General features: G+C 71.7%; 15 protein-coding genes. 10 read left to right on the forward strand and 5 right to left on the reverse strand.

From position 1 onward, the window contains the following. Positions 1-15: 15 nt before the first annotated feature. From ACLBYE_RS06635 to ACLBYE_RS06680, 10 genes are all read left to right on the forward strand, one after another. On the forward strand, positions 16-1236 hold the full coding sequence (locus ACLBYE_RS06635) for an ABC transporter substrate-binding protein (RefSeq protein ID WP_056521413.1): 1221 nt from the start codon (positions 16-18) through the stop codon (positions 1234-1236). A gap of 56 nt (positions 1237-1292) precedes the next feature. After that, positions 1293-2180, forward strand: coding sequence for a branched-chain amino acid ABC transporter permease (locus ACLBYE_RS06640; protein WP_447693543.1), 888 nt, complete (start codon positions 1293-1295; stop codon positions 2178-2180). Positions 2181-2191: 11 nt separating this feature from the next. Beyond that, entirely contained in the window at positions 2192-4021 is a 1830-nt protein-coding gene (locus ACLBYE_RS06645) for a branched-chain amino acid ABC transporter ATP-binding protein/permease (protein ID WP_447693544.1), read from the forward strand. After that, positions 4008-4712, forward strand: coding sequence for an ABC transporter ATP-binding protein (locus ACLBYE_RS06650; protein ID WP_447693545.1), 705 nt, complete (start codon positions 4008-4010; stop codon positions 4710-4712). Before ACLBYE_RS06645 ends, ACLBYE_RS06650 begins: the two co-directional genes overlap by 14 nt. A gap of 1 nt (position 4713) precedes the next feature. Next, positions 4714-5520 carry a 3-oxoacyl-ACP reductase FabG gene (gene fabG / locus ACLBYE_RS06655; protein WP_447693546.1) on the forward strand — a complete coding sequence of 269 codons (807 nt, stop codon included), beginning with the start codon at positions 4714-4716 and terminating at the stop codon, positions 5518-5520. A 41-nt stretch (positions 5521-5561) separates the two neighbouring features. Further along, positions 5562-6371: a shikimate dehydrogenase family protein gene (locus ACLBYE_RS06660; RefSeq protein ID WP_447693547.1), complete on the forward strand. Its 810-nt coding sequence runs from the start codon at positions 5562-5564 to the stop codon at positions 6369-6371. A 33-nt stretch (positions 6372-6404) separates the two neighbouring features. Next, positions 6405-8027, forward strand: coding sequence for a GMC family oxidoreductase (locus tag ACLBYE_RS06665; protein WP_447693569.1), 1623 nt, complete (start codon positions 6405-6407; stop codon positions 8025-8027). Between the two features lie 164 nt (positions 8028-8191). Then, complete coding sequence (gene catC, locus ACLBYE_RS06670; RefSeq protein WP_020091692.1) at positions 8192-8476, forward strand: muconolactone Delta-isomerase; 285 nt, start codon at positions 8192-8194, stop codon at positions 8474-8476. 13 nt (positions 8477-8489) lie between these two features. Then, on the forward strand, positions 8490-8786 hold the full coding sequence (locus tag ACLBYE_RS06675; RefSeq protein ID WP_020091691.1) for a YciI family protein: 297 nt from the start codon (positions 8490-8492) through the stop codon (positions 8784-8786). Between the two features lie 82 nt (positions 8787-8868). Beyond that, complete coding sequence (locus ACLBYE_RS06680; RefSeq protein ID WP_447693548.1) at positions 8869-10086, forward strand: ABC transporter substrate-binding protein; 1218 nt, start codon at positions 8869-8871, stop codon at positions 10084-10086. Positions 10087-10169: 83 nt separating this feature from the next. Here ACLBYE_RS06680 and ACLBYE_RS06685 read toward each other — a convergent pair whose 3' ends face one another. From ACLBYE_RS06685 to ACLBYE_RS06705, 5 genes are all read right to left on the reverse strand, one after another. After that, positions 10170-10898 (reverse strand): winged helix-turn-helix domain-containing protein, encoded by a 729-nt coding sequence (locus ACLBYE_RS06685; protein WP_447693549.1) that lies wholly within the window; start codon positions 10896-10898, stop codon positions 10170-10172. A gap of 143 nt (positions 10899-11041) precedes the next feature. Continuing rightward, positions 11042-11332: a hypothetical protein gene (locus tag ACLBYE_RS06690; protein ID WP_447693550.1), complete on the reverse strand. Its 291-nt coding sequence runs from the start codon at positions 11330-11332 to the stop codon at positions 11042-11044. 117 nt (positions 11333-11449) lie between these two features. Then, entirely contained in the window at positions 11450-13336 is a 1887-nt protein-coding gene (locus ACLBYE_RS06695) for a CHASE2 domain-containing protein (protein WP_447693551.1), read from the reverse strand. Beyond that, positions 13333-13854, reverse strand: a complete 522-nt coding sequence (locus tag ACLBYE_RS06700) for a FecR domain-containing protein (RefSeq protein ID WP_447693552.1) — start codon at positions 13852-13854, stop codon at positions 13333-13335. Before ACLBYE_RS06700 ends, ACLBYE_RS06695 begins: the two co-directional genes overlap by 4 nt. 23 nt (positions 13855-13877) lie before the next feature. Next, on the reverse strand, positions 13878-14558 hold the full coding sequence (locus tag ACLBYE_RS06705; protein WP_020091685.1) for a Crp/Fnr family transcriptional regulator: 681 nt from the start codon (positions 14556-14558) through the stop codon (positions 13878-13880). Between the last annotated feature and the right edge of the window lie 392 nt (positions 14559-14950).

A 14950-nucleotide genomic window follows, 5' to 3' on the forward strand; every position in this document is an offset into this window, starting at 1 on the left:
ACACGGGAGGAAACGATGAGAGTTCTGGCGCGTGCACTCGCCGCCGCCCTCGTGCTGGGCGCCGCGGCCCAGGCGGCGGGACCGACGACGGCCCGGGCCGCCGACGTGAAGTTCGGCGCGCTCTTCCCGTTCAGCGGGCAGCTCGCCCTGCTCGGCGAGGAGAGCGCCCGGGGCGTCGAGATCGCCGTCGACGAGATCAACGCCGCCGGCGGCGTCCAGGGGCAGAAGGTGGTGCTCGCCCGCGGCGACGCCGTCGACAACAACCAGGCGATCGGCGAGGCGCGCCGCCTGATCTCCCTGGAGAAGGTGGCGGCGATCTTCGGCTCCTACTCGTCCGCCCGCTCCATCGCCGCGAGCCAGGTGGCCGAGCTGTCCGGCATCCCGTATTTCGAGCTCGGCGCGGTGGCCGAGGAGGTCACCGGGCGCGGGCTGCAGTACCTCTACCGCACCAACCCGACGGCCGAGGACATGGCCAAGCTCGCGGTGGAGATGATCGTCAACAAGGTCGCCGCCGGGCTCGGCAAGAAGCCCGAGGACCTGAAGATCGGCATCATCTACGAGGATTCGAGCTACGGCACCTCGGTGGCGGGCTTCCAGAAGAAGTTCGCCGCTCAGGCCAAGCTCAACGTCGTGACCGCGCAGGGCTACCCGGCCTCGACGGTCGACATGTCCTCCCTCGTCCTCGACCTGAAGGGGCGCGGCATCGACGTCCTGCTCCAGACGTCCTACCAGAACGATTCCGTGCTGTTCCTGCAGCAGGCCAACGAGGCGGGCTTCAAGCCGGGCGCCATCATCGGCGGCGGCGGCGGGTACTCGATGCAGCCCACCGCCGACGCGGTCGGCCACAAGGTCATCGAGGGCGTGCTCGACACGGATTTCACACAGTACCTCGTCAACACGAAGTACACGCCCGGCATCGAGAACTTCGTCGCGGCCTACCAGAAGAAGTACGGGAGCGCCCCCCGCTCCGGGCACTCCCTGAACAACTACGTCGGCGCCAAGCTCATCCTCGAGGCCATCGGCAAGGCCAAGGGCTTCGAGCCCGACACCATCGTCAAGGCCGTCCAGGCCATCGACGTGAAGGACGGCGTCACCGCGGTCGGCTACGGGTTCAAGTTCGGCAAGAACAACCAGAACGAGCGCGCCGCGATGATGGGCATGCAGTGGCAGGGCGGCAAGCTCGTCACGGTCTATCCCGACAGCGCCGCCGTCGCGCCGATGGAGATGCGCAAGTAACCGCAGGTCTCCGAAGGTAACAGCGCCGCCGTCACGCAGGTCCACGGAGATCGGGGATGGACGTCTTCCTCCAAGTGCTCGCCAACGGGGTGATGCTCGGCGGCCTGTTCGCGATCGTCAGCGTCGGGCTGACCCTGATCTTCGGCATCGTGAAGGTCGTGAACTTCGCCCACGGCGAGTTCCTGATGGTCGGGATGTACCTGACCTATCTCGCGGTGTCCGGGCTCGGGCTGCACCCCTTCGCGGCGGTGATCCTCGTCGTGCCGGTCCTGTTCCTGCTGGGCGCCCTGACCCAGCGGTTCCTGATCCAGCCGCTGCTCGCCGCGGGCGACCATCACATCCAGATCTTCGCCACGGTCGGCCTGTCGACGGTACTGATCAACCTCGCCCTCCTCGTCTTCGGGGCCGACATCGCCAACACGCCGCCGTCGGGTCTGCGCCAGCCGCTGGAGATCGGCCCGGTCCGGGTGCTGCTGGGGCAGGTGGTGATCCTCGGGTCCGCGATCGTGCTGGTGGCGGGGCTCCAGATGTTCCTGGCGCGCACCCGCACCGGCCGGGCGATCCGCGCGGTCGCCCAGAACCGCGCCGCGGCCGAGCTGATGGGCATCGACGTCGACCGGATCTACGCCCTGACCTTCGGCATCGGCGCGGCCTGCGTCGGGGTGGCGGCGGTGCTGATCGCGCCGCTCTACCCGACCTCGCCCAACAGCGGCACCTACTTCGTGCTGATCGCCTTCGTGGTCGTCGTGCTCGGCGGCCTCGGCTCCATCCACGGCGCCTTCGTCGGGGCGATCCTGATCGGCCTGATCGACAGCGTCACGGGCTTCTACGTCGGCGCCGACATGCGCGAGGTCGCGGTCTTCGGCGTGTTCCTGGCGATCCTGATCCTGAAGCCCTCGGGCCTCTTCGGGCGGCAGCTCCGGCTGTCCCACGTCTCGCCGTGAGGGAGCCCGCGATGACCGATATCCCGCTCGCCGCAGCACCGTCCGCGGCCCCGACAGCCGCACCGTCCGCCGCATCGTCCGCCTTCCCGCGCAGGAGCGCGGCGGCGCTGGCGCTCGTCCTCGCGGCCCTGGTGGCGGTGCCGGTCGCGGTCGGCAACCCGTTCATCTACCACGTCTTCATCACGATCTGCGTCTTCGCCTCACTCTCGACCGCCTGGAACATCGTCGGTGGCTACGCCGGCCAGCTCTCCCTGGGCCACGGCATCTTCTACGGCCTCGGCGCCTATTGCGGGATGCTGCTCGTCGGCGCCGGGATCAGCCCGTGGATCGGCATGGTGGCCGGCGCCGGCCTCGCCGTGCTGGTGGCGCTGGCGATCAGCTACCCGTGCTTCCGGCTGCACGGACCGTTCTTCTCGCTGGCGACCATCGCCTTCCTCGAGGTCTTCCGCGTCCTGGCACTGCATTTCCGGGACCTGACCGGCGGCGCCACCGGTCTGATGATCCCGCTGAAGTTCGGCTGGACGTGGATGGTGTTCCGGGACCGCTGGCCGCCGCTGGCCATCGCCTTCGGTCTCCTCCTGCTGACCCTGGCGGTCGCGTGGTGGATGCGCAGCCACCGGATCGGCTTCTACCTCGTCGCCACCCGCGAGCGGGAATCGGCCGCGCGCGCCGCGGGCGTGCGCACGGTGCGGGTGCGGCTCGTCGCCGTGGCGGTGTCGGGGGCGCTCACCGCGATGGTCGGCACCTTCCACGCCATGTACCTGACCTTCATCGAGCCGGCGGCGATGTTCTCGCTGACCCTGTCGATCCAGATCGCGATGTTCGCGCTGATCGGCGGACTCGGCACGGTGTTCGGGCCGCTCCTCGGCGCGCTGCTCCTCGTGCCGATCACCGAGCTGGCCCGCGGCTGGCTCGGGGCGAAGGCCCTGGGTCTCCACGGACTCGTCTACGGCCTCGTTCTGGTGCTCGTCGTCCTGTTCCTGCCCAACGGGCTGATGGGTCTCGTGTCCCGCTTCGCGCGGGCCCGCGCGGGCGGCCGCGGCGCGCAGGCGGCGTCGGTTCCGGCCGTTCCGCGGGCCCCGGAGCGGCCGCCGGTCGGCGCGGACCTGATCCGGGTCGAGGGCCTGCAGAAGCGATTCGGCGGCCTGCACGTCACCAACGATGTCGGCTTCACGCTCCGGGAGGGCGAGATCCTCGGCCTGATCGGCCCGAACGGCGCGGGCAAGACCACCGTCTTCAACATGATCTCGGGCTTCCTCAAGCCCGATGCCGGCACGGTGAGCGTCCGAGCGCCGGATGGGACGTGGCACCGGCCGGGCCGGCCGTCGGATTTCGCGACGCTCGGCGTCGGCCGCACCTTCCAGATCGTGCAGCCCTTCGCGGCCATGACGGTCGAGGAGAACATCATGGTCGGCGCGTTCCACCGCCACAGCGACGTCCGCGAGGCCCGGGCGGTCGCGCGCGAGACCGCCGAGCGGATGGGGCTCGCGCCCTGGCTCGGGAGCGAGGCGCGCGGCCTCACCATCGGGGGCCTCAAGCGGCTCGAGGTCGCCCGCGTGATGGCGATGCGCCCGCGCGTGCTGCTGCTCGACGAGGTCATGGCCGGCATCAACCAGACCGACGTGCGCCGCGCCATCGACCTGATGCTGTCGATCCGCGACACCGGCGTCAGCATCATCGCGATCGAGCATGTCATGCAGGCGGTGATGGCGCTCTCCGACCGGGTGATCGTCCTGAGTTCCGGGCAGATCATCGCCCAGGGCAGCCCGCAGGACGTGGTGCGCGACCCCGCCGTGATCGAGGCGTATCTCGGCAAGGAGTTCGCCCATGCTCACGCTTGAGCGCGTGGATGCCGGTTACGGCGCGACCAGCATTTTGCACGCCGTCTCGCTCGAGGTGCGCGCCGGCGAGGTGGTGACGATCGTCGGCGCGAACGGGGCCGGCAAGACGACGACGCTGCGGACCATCGCGGGCCTGGTGAAGCCCACCCGCGGCCGGATCCTGTTCGAGGACGAGGACGTCACCCGGCTTTCGGGCCACGAGATGGTGGCGCGCGGCGTCACCCTGATCCCGGAGGGGCGCCAGCTCTTCCCCGAGATGACGGTGCGGGAGAACCTGCTGATGGGCGCCTACCGCCGCGCGGCGCGCGAGCGCCAGTCGGAGACGCTCGCGGACGTGCTCGACCTGTTCCCGCGGGTGCGCGAGCGCCTCGACCAGAACGCCGGCTCCCTCTCGGGCGGCGAGCAGCAGATGGTGGCCATCGCCCGCGGGATGATGGCCCGTCCCAGGCTCCTGATGTTCGACGAGCCCTCGCTGGGCCTCGCGCCGATCGTGGTGGCGCAGGTCTTCGCGGTGGTCGACCGGATCGTGAAGACCGGCGCCACCGTCCTGATCGTCGAGCAGAACGTGTTCCACACGCTGCAGGTGGCCGACCGGGGCTACGTTCTGGAGAACGGCGAGATCGTCCTCGCCGACGCGTCCGCGGCCCTGCTCGACAACGACCACGTCCGACGCGCCTATCTGGGGATCTGAGATGACCGAGCGGCAGACGAACCCCGAGGCGATCGCGCGGCGCCCGAGCCACGCCGGACGGCGCGTCCTCGTCACGGGGGCCGGCCGCGGGATCGGCCGGGCGATCGCGGAGGGGTTCGGCGCGCGGGGCGCCCTGGTGGGCGTGGCCGACGTGAACCCGGACGACGTCGCGGCGACCGTCGCGGCGATCGAGGGCGGGGGCGGTCGCGCCCTGCCGCTGCGCCTCGACGTCGCCGACTACGCGGCGGTCGAGGCGGCCCTGTCGGAGGCCGCCGCCGCGATGGGCGGCGCGTTCGACACGGTGGTCAACAACGCCGGCATCTCGCCCAAGCACGACGGGGCGGCCCACCGGGTCTGGGAGATGGATCCGGCGGAGTGGAACCGCGTCGTCGGGGTCAACCTGACGGGGGCGTTCAACACCGTCCGCGCGCTGGCGCCCGCGATGTGCGCGGCCGGGCGCGGCTGGATCGTCAACATGTCGTCGGTGGCGGGCAAGACCCACTCGCCGATCGTCGCCTGCCACTACGCGGCCTCGAAGGCCGGGCTGATCGGGCTCACCAAGCACCTCGCGGCCGAGCTCGGTCCGTTCGGCATCCGCGTCAACGCGATCGCGCCGGGGCGGATCGAGACCCCGATGGTCCGGGCGGTGGGCCGCGCCGTCAACGACGAGCAGGTCCGCCTGACCCCGATGGGCCGGCTCGGCGCTCCCGAGGAAGTCGCCGATCTCGCCCTCTACCTGACCTCCGCCGAGGCCAGCTTCGTCACCGGCCAGACCGTCGACGTCGCCGGCGGCCTCTACATGACGTGAGCCGGGACCGGTCGGGACAGGCGATGGACGGGAGGACGGCCATGAGCAGCGCGGTCACCGCGACCGGGATCACCGGGCGGACCCGGGTCTACGGGATCCTGGCGGACCCGATCTATCACGTGAAGGCGCCCGAGGTGATGGGGGCGCTCTTCGCCCGCCACGGCGTGGACGGCGTCCTCGTCCCGCTGCACGTGGCGGCGGACGGCCTCGCCGCCGTGATGGACGGGCTGCGGCAGCTGCGCAATTTCGGCGGCTTCATCGCCACGGTCCCGCACAAGACCGCGATGACCGGCCTGTGCGACGCCCTCACCCGCGAAGCCGAGCAGATCGGGGCGGTCAACTGCGTCCGGCGGGAGGCGGACGGGCGCATGGTCGGCACGATGCTCGACGGGATCGGCTTCGTCGAGGCGCTGCGCGCCTCGGGCCTGGAGCCGCGCGGCCGGAGCGCGGCGCTGGCGGGGGCCGGCGGCGCGGCGAGCGCCATCGCCTTCGCGCTCGCCGAGGCCGGTGTCGCCCGCCTGACGATCCTGAACCGCACCGCCGACCGCGCCCGAGCGCTGGCGGAGCGCCTGCGCGCCGCCTATCCCGGGCTGGCGATCGCGGCCGAAGGCGGCCAGGCGGAGCACGATCTCCTCGTCAACGGCACGTCGCTCGGGATGCGCCCGCAGGACGCCGCCCCCTTCGACCTGGCCGTCCTCCACGCCGGCCAGTTCGTCGCCGAGGCGATCATGGATCCGGAGACCACGCCCCTGCTCGCGGCCGCGCTGACGGCGGGCTGCCGCGTCCAGAAGGGCCTGCCGATGCTGGAGTGTCAGATCGCCCTGATGGCCCGCCACATGGGCGCCCTCTGAGGCGGGAACCGGGGACTGAGCTTGGGGCGCACCGTGGGACCGACCGACATCGACGCCGTCGCGGCCGGCGCGTTCGACTACGTGATCGTGGGCGGCGGCACCGCGGGCTGCGTCCTGGCCAGCCGCCTGACCGAGTCCGGGACGCACCGGGTCCTGCTCCTCGAGGCGGGGGGGCGGGCGCGCAGCCCCTGGGTCGCGATCCCGGCCGGCTTCAGCCGCCTGCTCCAGCACCCATCCTACAACTGGCGGTTCCGGACCGAGCCCGAGGCGGCGACCGGCGGCCGGGTGATCGCGGTCCCGCGGGGCAAGGGCCTCGGCGGGTCGACGCTGATCAACGGCATGATCTACGTGCGCGGACAGCCGCAGGATTACGATGCCTGGGCGCAGGCCGGGTGCCGCGGCTGGGGATTCTCGGACGTGCTCCCCTATTTCCTCAGGCTCGAGGATTACGAGGGCGGCCGCGAACCGTTGCGCGCCCGCGGCGGTCCGCTGCCGCTGACGGAAGTGGCCGAGCGGCCGGCGATCGCGGAGGCCTTCATCGCCGCCGCGCAGGCGGCAGGCTACCCGCGCAATCCCGACTACAACGCGGAGAGCCAGGACGGCTTCGGCTACTACCAGGTGAACCAGCGGCGCGGCCGGCGCGTCAGCGCCGCCGATGCCTATCTGCGGCCGGCCCTGGCCCGCCCGAACCTCGCCGTCGTGACCGACGCGCACGTCCTGCGGCTGACCTTCGACGCGGACCGGGCGAGCGGCGTCGCCGTTCTGGTCGGCGGCCGCGAGCGGCTCTTTCACTGCCGCGGGGAAGTGATCCTCGCCGCGGGGGCGGCCCAGACCCCTCAGATCCTGGAACTGTCCGGCCTCGGCGATCCGGCGATCCTCGGAGGGCTCGGCGTCGCCGTGCGGCGCGCCCTCCCCGGCGTCGGTGCCAACTACATGGACCATTACTGCACGCGCATGAACTGGCGCGTGCGCCTGCCGGTGACGCTGAACGAGCAGACCCGCGGCCTGCGCCTCGGCCTCGCGGCGGCGCGCTACCTCGCGACGCGGCAGGGCATCCTGGCGCTGGGGACCGGTCTCGCCCACGGCTTCGTGCGCACCCGGCCGGGGCTCGACGGGCCCGACGTGCAGTACTTCTTCATGCACGCGAGCTACGCCAACGCCGCCGAGCGCAAGCTCGACCGCCTACCCGGCATGACGATCGGCGTCACGCAGTTGCGACCGGAATCGCGCGGGACGATCCACGCCGCGTCGCCCGACCCGCTCGCGCCCCCCGCCATCCGCCCGAACTTCCTCGCCACCGCGGAGGATCGCCGGGCGATGGTCGAGGGCATGAAGATCGCCCGCGCCATCGTCGCGCAGGCGCCGATGGAGCGCTTCCGCGGGGCCGAGCTCAACCCCGGCCCGGACTGCCGGACCGACGCGGACTGGCTCGATTTCGCCCGCCGCGACGGCCAGACGATCTACCACATCTGCGGCACGTGCCGCATGGGCGACGACCCGGATTCGGTCACGGATCCCGGCCTGCGCGTGCGCGGCGTGGCCGGCCTCCGGGTGGCGGATGCCTCGATCATGCCGCGCATCGTCTCCGGCAACACGCAGGCCGCGGTGTTCATGATCGCCGAGAAGGCCGCCGACCTGATCCGGGCCGATGCCTGATCCGGTCTGGCCATCGGGCGCCGCGGCGCGTACGGCAGCCCCGCGCCGGTCTCGGCCGCGTCTAGGCCGCGTCTCGGCGTCGTGTCGGCGTCGTCCGGCGCTTCGCGACGCAGCAGACCGCAGGTCAAACGCCCCGGCACGACCGGCGGCAGAGGTTCGACGTCATGCTCTACATGGTCCACATGCAGGTCAACATTCCGGCGTCCCTCCCGAAGGAGGAGGCGGCTCGCCTGAAGGCCGAGGAGAAGGCCTACGCCCAGAAGCTCCAGCAAGATGGCCGATGGCGGCATCTCTGGCGCATCGCCGGGCAGTACGCCAATTACAGTGTCTTCGACGTGGCGGGAAATGATGAACTTCACGAAGTCCTGAGTTCGCTACCGCTCTACCCGTATATGGCGATCAGCGTGACGCCGCTGGCGCAGCATCCCTCCGCGATCGCGGCCAACTGACCGGACCACCGCCATGCCTTACATGATCGAGACCTTCGACAAGGCCGGGAGCCTGGACGTCCGCAGGGCGAACCGCGCGGAGCATCTCGTCTACCTCGACCGGATCAAGGACCGGCTCCTGGCCTGCGGCGCGAAGCTGAACGACGACGGGAGCGACGCCGGCGGCGGCCTCTACGTCGTCGACGTCGAGACCCGCGCGGAGGCCGAGGCGCTCATCCACGCGGACCCGTTCTACAAGGTCGGGCTCTTCGAGCGCGTCGAGATCCGGCGCTGGCGCAAGGCCTACCTGGACGGCCGCAGCTATCTCTGAGACCGAGGGAACGCGGTTTCGAAGGACAGGCGGCCTTCCGGTACGGGGCAGCCGCTGAAGAACAAGAGATTGGGAGGAAACAATGATCCGTCGTCCTTGGGTGGCGGCCGCCGCGTTCGGCGCCGCTGCCCTCACCGCCCTGCCCGCCTCCGCGCAGTACGCGGATGGCGGCATCAAGATCGGCATCCTGACCGACATGTCCGGCGGCTACTCGGATCTGGCCGGCCGCGGCTCGGTGACGGCGGCGCAGCTCGCGGTCGAGGATTTCGGACGGCCGATCAACGGTCGGAAGGTCGAGCTCGTCTTCGCCGATCACCAGAACAAGGCGGACATCGCCTCGTCGATCGCGCGCCGGTGGTTCGATACCGAGGGCGTCGACGCGATCTTCGACACCAATTCCTCGGTCGCCGGGCTGGCGGTGCGCGAGGTCGCGCGCAGCAAGGGCAAGATCGACATCAACTCCGGCGCCGGCTCCATGGCGCTGACCAACGCCGCGTGCTCGCCGACCGGCGCCCACTGGTCGTGGGATACCCACTCGCTCGCGGCCGGCACCGCCGCGGCGCTGGCGGATGATCCGAAGAACACATGGTTCTTCATCACGGCCGACTACACCTTCGGGCACGATCTTGAGGCGCAGGTCACCCGGGTCGTGAAGGCCAAGGGCGGCACGGTGCTCGGGTCGGTCAAGCACCCGTTCCCCAATCCGGATTTCTCATCCTACCTGCTGCAGGCACAGGCGTCGGGCGCGAAGATCATCGGCATGGCCAACGCTGGCGCCGACACGATCAACACCATCAAGCAGGCGAGCGAGTTCGGCATCCTGCAGGGTGGCCAGAGGCTGGGCGGGCTCAACATCTTCCTGACCGACATCTACTCCGTCGGATTGCCGGCGGCGCAGGGCATGATCCTCACGACGGGCTTCTACTGGGACATGGACGACCAGACGCGCGCCTTCGCGCGGCGCTTCGGCGACCGGATGGGCGGCCGGATGCCGATCATGGTCCAGGCCGGCGATTACTCGGCGGTGCTCCACTTCCTGAAGGCGGCCGAAGCCGCCGGCACGGATGACGGCCTGAAGGTGATGGCCAAGATGGGCGAGCTGCCGATCCAGGACTTCTTCGCCCGCAACGCCACGCTGCGCCCGGACGGCCGCATGGTGCACGACATGTACCTCGCCCAGGTGAAGTCCCCGGCGGAATCGACGGGGCCCTGGGACTTCTACAAGATCCTGAAGACGATCCCGGGCGACCAGGCGTTCCAGCCGCTCTCCGAGAGCACGTGCAAGCTGGTGAAGGGCTGACGCGCGCCTTCGCGGCCCGTCGCCCACGGGGGAGCGCGAGCCGCGCACCCCTCTCTCGACCGGGGTCGCCGCTCGCGACGGCCCTAGTGGGACGTGCTCTCGACCGCGGCGGCGAAGACGTAGCCGACCCCGCGTTCGGTCACGATGAGCTTCGGGTCGCTGGGCCTGCGCTCGATCTTCCGGCGCAGCCGCAGGATCTGCACGTCGATGCAGCGATCGAAGACGTCGTCGTGGACGCGGGTGACCTGGAGCAGGTACTCGCGGCTGAGCGGACGCTGTGGCGCGTCGAGGAACGCCGCCAGGAGCGCGTAGTCGCGCTTGCCCAGGACGACCTCTTCCCCGTCGGGATTGATCAGACGCCGGCGTCGGCGGTTCAGGACCCAGCCGTCGAAGCGCCGGCACGGCGCCTCCGCCGGTCGGGACGAGGCCTGCGCCGCGACGCGGCGGATGACGACGCGCACGCGCGCCAGGAATTCGCGCAGGCCGTAGGGTTTGACGATGTAGTCGTCGGCGCCGAGTTCGAGGCCGAGCACGCGGTCGAATTCCTCGCAGCGATGGGCCGTCGTCAGGATGACGGGAACATCGCTCACCGCGCGCAGGGCCCGCAGCAGGTCGAGGCCGTTCTCCGCGCCCGGGCGGAGATTGAGCACCACGAGGTTGAACTGCGACGGATCCGCGAGCGCTCCGCGCGCCTCGGCCCGCGTCGACGCCTGGACCACGTCGATCCCGTGCGCGTCGAGGTATCCGGAGACGACACGCTGAACCTCCGCGTCATCGTCGATGAGCAGAATGCGCAGACCGTGGCGATGCATGGGCGATGCTCCTCGGAGGTCCCGACTGGCGCGATCGGCGGAGCAGCGGCCCGAGGGTGTCCGGCCGCCCGGGGCGGCCGGAAGCGCGTCGTTATCCCCTCGCCTGCCGATCAGCCTGGCCGCTGCTCCCGCGGCGTGACGGCTCAGCGGCAGACCCGCTCGTAGCGGCCCCACACCGGGCTGAAGAACAGGTGACAGTCGCCGAAGTAGCTGCTCGCGGCGTAGCCGCCCGCCGGGCTCCACCAGCCATGGCCGCCGAAGCGGTGATGGAAGCCGTAATGGAAGCCCCCGTGGTGGAAGCCGTGATGGAAGCCGCCATGGTGCCCGAAGCTTCCGTGCCCGAACCCGCGCGCCTCGGCTCGTCCGGGCACGGTCCCCAGGGCGGCGAGGGCGAGACAGGACAGGATCGCGGTCTTCGTCGAGGTGATCGTCATGCGTTGTCTCCGTTGCGATGCGGGGACGATGCACCGGAGAGCCCGGGGTGGACTGTGACCCGGGTCACAGTTTCGGAGTGATCCTCCGGTCGGCCGGCGACGCTCTGGGGGGAGCGGCTAGGACGTCGTCGCGCGCGGGTGTCGCAGCCAGACCTCGAGGGGCTGGCTGCGGCCGCGGATCGCCGCGGTCCGGCTCTCGAACGCGTCCTCCGAACGGTCGATCCCGGCCGCGTGCGCCAGCTCGGCGCTGAGTGCCAGGCGGGCGTGGGCGTCTGCCGCGACCGCCAGCAGGCGGCTCGCCACGTTGACCGTGTCGCCCGTCGCGGTGATGTGCTGGTTGGTGTCGCTGCCGAGGCGCGAGAGGATCACCGGCCCGTAATGCGCGCCGATGCGCAGATCGAGGGCCGGCCCAGCCCCGTGCAGGACCGGGCTGTCCGCGATCCAGGCGCGCGTGCGGACGATGAGCTCCTCCGCGGCCTGGACGGCGTGCGCCGCCTGGTCCGGATCCGGATCGAGGGCGCCGAACAGGATCATGGCGCCGTCGCCCATGAAGTTCACCACGACGCCCCCGCGCAGGGTCACCGCTTCGTCCACGAGATCGTGGAACGTCTTGAGCATCGCCCGCGTCCGCGCCGGGCCGAGCTGCTCGCTCCGGCGCGTGAAGCCGGTGAGATCGACGAACAGCACGGGGATGTCGCGCGCGACCGGCTCGGCGAGGTAACCCGGCTCGCGCGCGAGCCGCTCGGCCAGGGCGGCAGGCTGCATCCGCCGCAGCACCTGCTCGGACCGCGCCACGCGCGCGCTCTGGCGGCGCTCGAGCGTCTGGCGACCGACCGCGCAGACCAGCGCCGGCAGCCCCACCGCCGCGAGCGGCAGGGCGGCGCTCAGCCAGATGCCGTGGGCGAATGCGACGGCGCCCGCGGCGAGCCATCCTGCCGTCGCGAGCAGGACCAGGATCAGGCCCGGGCCCGGCGGCAGGAGCGCGATGGCGAGCGCGGACCCGACTGCCAAGAAGACGGAAGCCGCGGCGTCCCACTGCCGCACGCCGGCGTCCCGGACGAGGGCGTCCCCCGTGGTGAGGTGGGCGATGCCGGTAGCGAGGAGCTCGACGCCGGGCAAGACGGGATCGAACGCGGTGGCGAAGGTGTCGCCGCCGCCGAGCGCGGTGACGCCGATCACGACGATGCCTTCCGACAGCGCCGCGACCGGCGCCGTCCCGTCGAGGAGGGCGGCCGCGCTCACCGTCGCGATCGTGCGTCGCGGACCGTAGGGGCGCAGCGGGAGGTGGTAGCCGAGGTCCAGCGACAGGGCGCGGTCGCCGATCTGGACCCGCCCCTTGCTGAGCACGGGGTCGCTGCGCGCCGCCAGGGCGGCCGCGCGCAGCACGAAGGACGCGGCGACGCCGTCGGCTGTGCGCACGACCAGGGGGAGATGGCGGGGCACGCCCGAGGCGTCCTCGGCGACGTTGACGACGCCCGACGCGACCTCTTCGCCGAGCTTCGGCGTCGGTCGGTGGAGCGCGGTGGCGATCGGGATGCCGTCCTCGCTGGCGCTCCCGTCGAAGACCGCAGCCGAAGCCAGGATCGCTGTGGTCTTCCCGAGGGCGACGGCGAGCGCGCTGTCCGCCTCCGGCTGCCGCCCCGCCTCGAGGAAGAGCACGTCGACGGCGATCACGCGCGGGCGGGCCTCCGCCACCCGCTCGACGAGCCGCGCCATCGTGGTCCGCGAGACCGGGAAGCCGCCTTCGCGCCGCACCGTCGCGTCGTCGATCGCCACCACCGTGAGGTTGGCCGGGGGCGTGCGCGGGCCGGCGAGCCGCAGGCGCAGGTCCGTGAGGGCGGATTCCAGGCGATCGAGGGGCGTCGCGCGCCCGGCGAGATGGAGATGGCCGAGCCAGGCGCCCCAGGCGAGCGCGCCGAGCGACGCGGCGAGCAGGAAGAAGCGCCGCGCCAGCCGGAAGGTCCGGTCGGGCGTCGGAGCCGCCGGCCGACCGGCCTCGCTCAACGCCCGAACCGCTCGAGCAGGCTCCTGACGCGCTCCTGGGGCCAGCGCCGGACCTCCAGACGGTCGCGGCCGTCATCGACGTCGACCCCCTCGCCCGGCCCGAGCGTGACGGCGACCTGCGGGGTGCTGCGCCGGGCGACGTCGACCCGTCCCTGCGCCACGAAGACGGAGGTGCGCGCCCGCGTCACGTCGACGGCGTAGACCGTGCCCCGCACCGAGGCCACCGCGTGGGGGGTGAGGATCTGGAAGCCGTCGCGGCGGACGCGGCGGCTCGCCGGGATGGTGACGAAGACCGCGTTGCCGCCGATCTCGGCGCCCTTGAGATGTCCGTCACCGTCCGGCCCCACGGGGCGCAGGCTGCCCGCGCGCTCGGTTTCGAGCGTCAGGCCGTCGGCGCAGTGCAGGATCCGCAAGGGCGGATCGAAGCGCGTCGTCTCCGTGCATCGCGTCTGCGCCGCGGCGCTCGACGCCGCGAGGGTGAGGGCGGCTATGGCCGCCAGGCGCGCTGTCGTTCTCATGCGGTGAAGCCCTGTCGCTCCGATCATGTCTGCGCCCGCGCGCCGAGCGCGACGAGTCGGTGTGAGGCCCGCACGGTGACGCGCGCGCGGCCGAGATCGATGAGGCCGGATCTCTGCCAGTCCTGCAGGACGCGGTTCACGCTCTCCCGCGCCGCGCCGACGAAGGCCGCGAGTTCCTGCTGCGTCACCTGGATCTCCGCGCCGTAATCCTCCGACAGCATGATCAGGCGCCGGGCCAGGCGCATGTCGAGCGGCAGCAGCGTCGCCTCCTCCATGCGCGCGCTCATCCAGCGCAGGCGCTGGCACAGCAGGCCGATGATCCGGACCGCCAGGGCGGGATCGCCGTGGAGGAGCTTGAGGAAGGCCCGCCCCTCGACGACGAACAGGTCGGCCGGCTCGAGCGCCACGGCCTCGGCGGTCCGTGGATGGCCGTCGAGGAAGGCGATCTCGCCGAAGACGTCGCCCGGCCCGAGCAGGTTGAGGGTGACCGCGCGCCCGTCGTCGGAGCCGGCCCCGATCCGGATCTGCCCGCGCCGCACCGCGTAGAGGGCATCGCCCGGATCGCCCTTCTGGAAGAGGATCTCGTGTCGCGCGAGGCTGCGCGTCGTGCAGAGCCCGGCGATGGTCTCGATCGCTTCCGGACCAAGCTCAGCGAAGAACGCGTTGGCCTTCAGAAACCGAACGAGCGTGTGCGGCGTGCTCACGACTGCATCTCTCCGGCCGTCGAGCTGGGGCTTATGCGCGTGTCGAGGGTCGATTAGCAAGGCTTACACTGCGAGAGCCGAGGATGATCATGCGCTCGGCCCGCGCGCGTGCTCGCGGCGGCGACGATTGTTACAGGTCGCGCGCCCGCTCCAGCTTACCGGTGGCCCGTTCGCGGATCGCCGCGCACGGCGCCCGGCTGTTGCTGGTGGTCGCGGGGCTTAGGATCGAGGCCTCCACGACCCTCTGAGCGTCGCGGCCCGTTCGGGCTGTGCAGTCCTGGCGCCGGTCGGTGACGGCGGCGGCGCGGATCCAGTCCGTCCTCGGCGCGCACGGACGGGCGGAACGCCCGCGCGCTGCCTCGGGCGCGGCAGAGGTCGACGCAGGCCGCGGT

The organism is Methylobacterium sp. A52T, assembly GCF_053346095.1.

Excerpts from the sequence above, each read along its gene's own strand:
- ACLBYE_RS06635 (WP_056521413.1), top strand. The coding sequence starts at position 16 with ATGAGAGTTCTGGCGCGTGCACTCGCCGCCGCCCTCGTGCTGGGCGCC.
- ACLBYE_RS06640 (WP_447693543.1), top strand. The coding sequence starts at position 1,293 with ATGGACGTCTTCCTCCAAGTGCTCGCCAACGGGGTGATGCTCGGCGGC.
- ACLBYE_RS06645 (WP_447693544.1), top strand. The coding sequence starts at position 2,192 with ATGACCGATATCCCGCTCGCCGCAGCACCGTCCGCGGCCCCGACAGCC.
- ACLBYE_RS06650 (WP_447693545.1), top strand. The coding sequence starts at position 4,008 with ATGCTCACGCTTGAGCGCGTGGATGCCGGTTACGGCGCGACCAGCATT.
- fabG (WP_447693546.1), top strand. The coding sequence starts at position 4,714 with ATGACCGAGCGGCAGACGAACCCCGAGGCGATCGCGCGGCGCCCGAGC.
- ACLBYE_RS06660 (WP_447693547.1), top strand. The coding sequence starts at position 5,562 with ATGAGCAGCGCGGTCACCGCGACCGGGATCACCGGGCGGACCCGGGTC.
- catC (WP_020091692.1), top strand. The coding sequence starts at position 8,192 with ATGCTCTACATGGTCCACATGCAGGTCAACATTCCGGCGTCCCTCCCG.
- ACLBYE_RS06675 (WP_020091691.1), top strand. The coding sequence starts at position 8,490 with ATGCCTTACATGATCGAGACCTTCGACAAGGCCGGGAGCCTGGACGTC.
- ACLBYE_RS06680 (WP_447693548.1), top strand. The coding sequence starts at position 8,869 with ATGATCCGTCGTCCTTGGGTGGCGGCCGCCGCGTTCGGCGCCGCTGCC.
- ACLBYE_RS06685 (WP_447693549.1), bottom strand. The coding sequence starts at position 10,898 with ATGCATCGCCACGGTCTGCGCATTCTGCTCATCGACGATGACGCGGAG.
- ACLBYE_RS06690 (WP_447693550.1), bottom strand. The coding sequence starts at position 11,332 with ATGACGATCACCTCGACGAAGACCGCGATCCTGTCCTGTCTCGCCCTC.
- ACLBYE_RS06700 (WP_447693552.1), bottom strand. The coding sequence starts at position 13,854 with ATGAGAACGACAGCGCGCCTGGCGGCCATAGCCGCCCTCACCCTCGCG.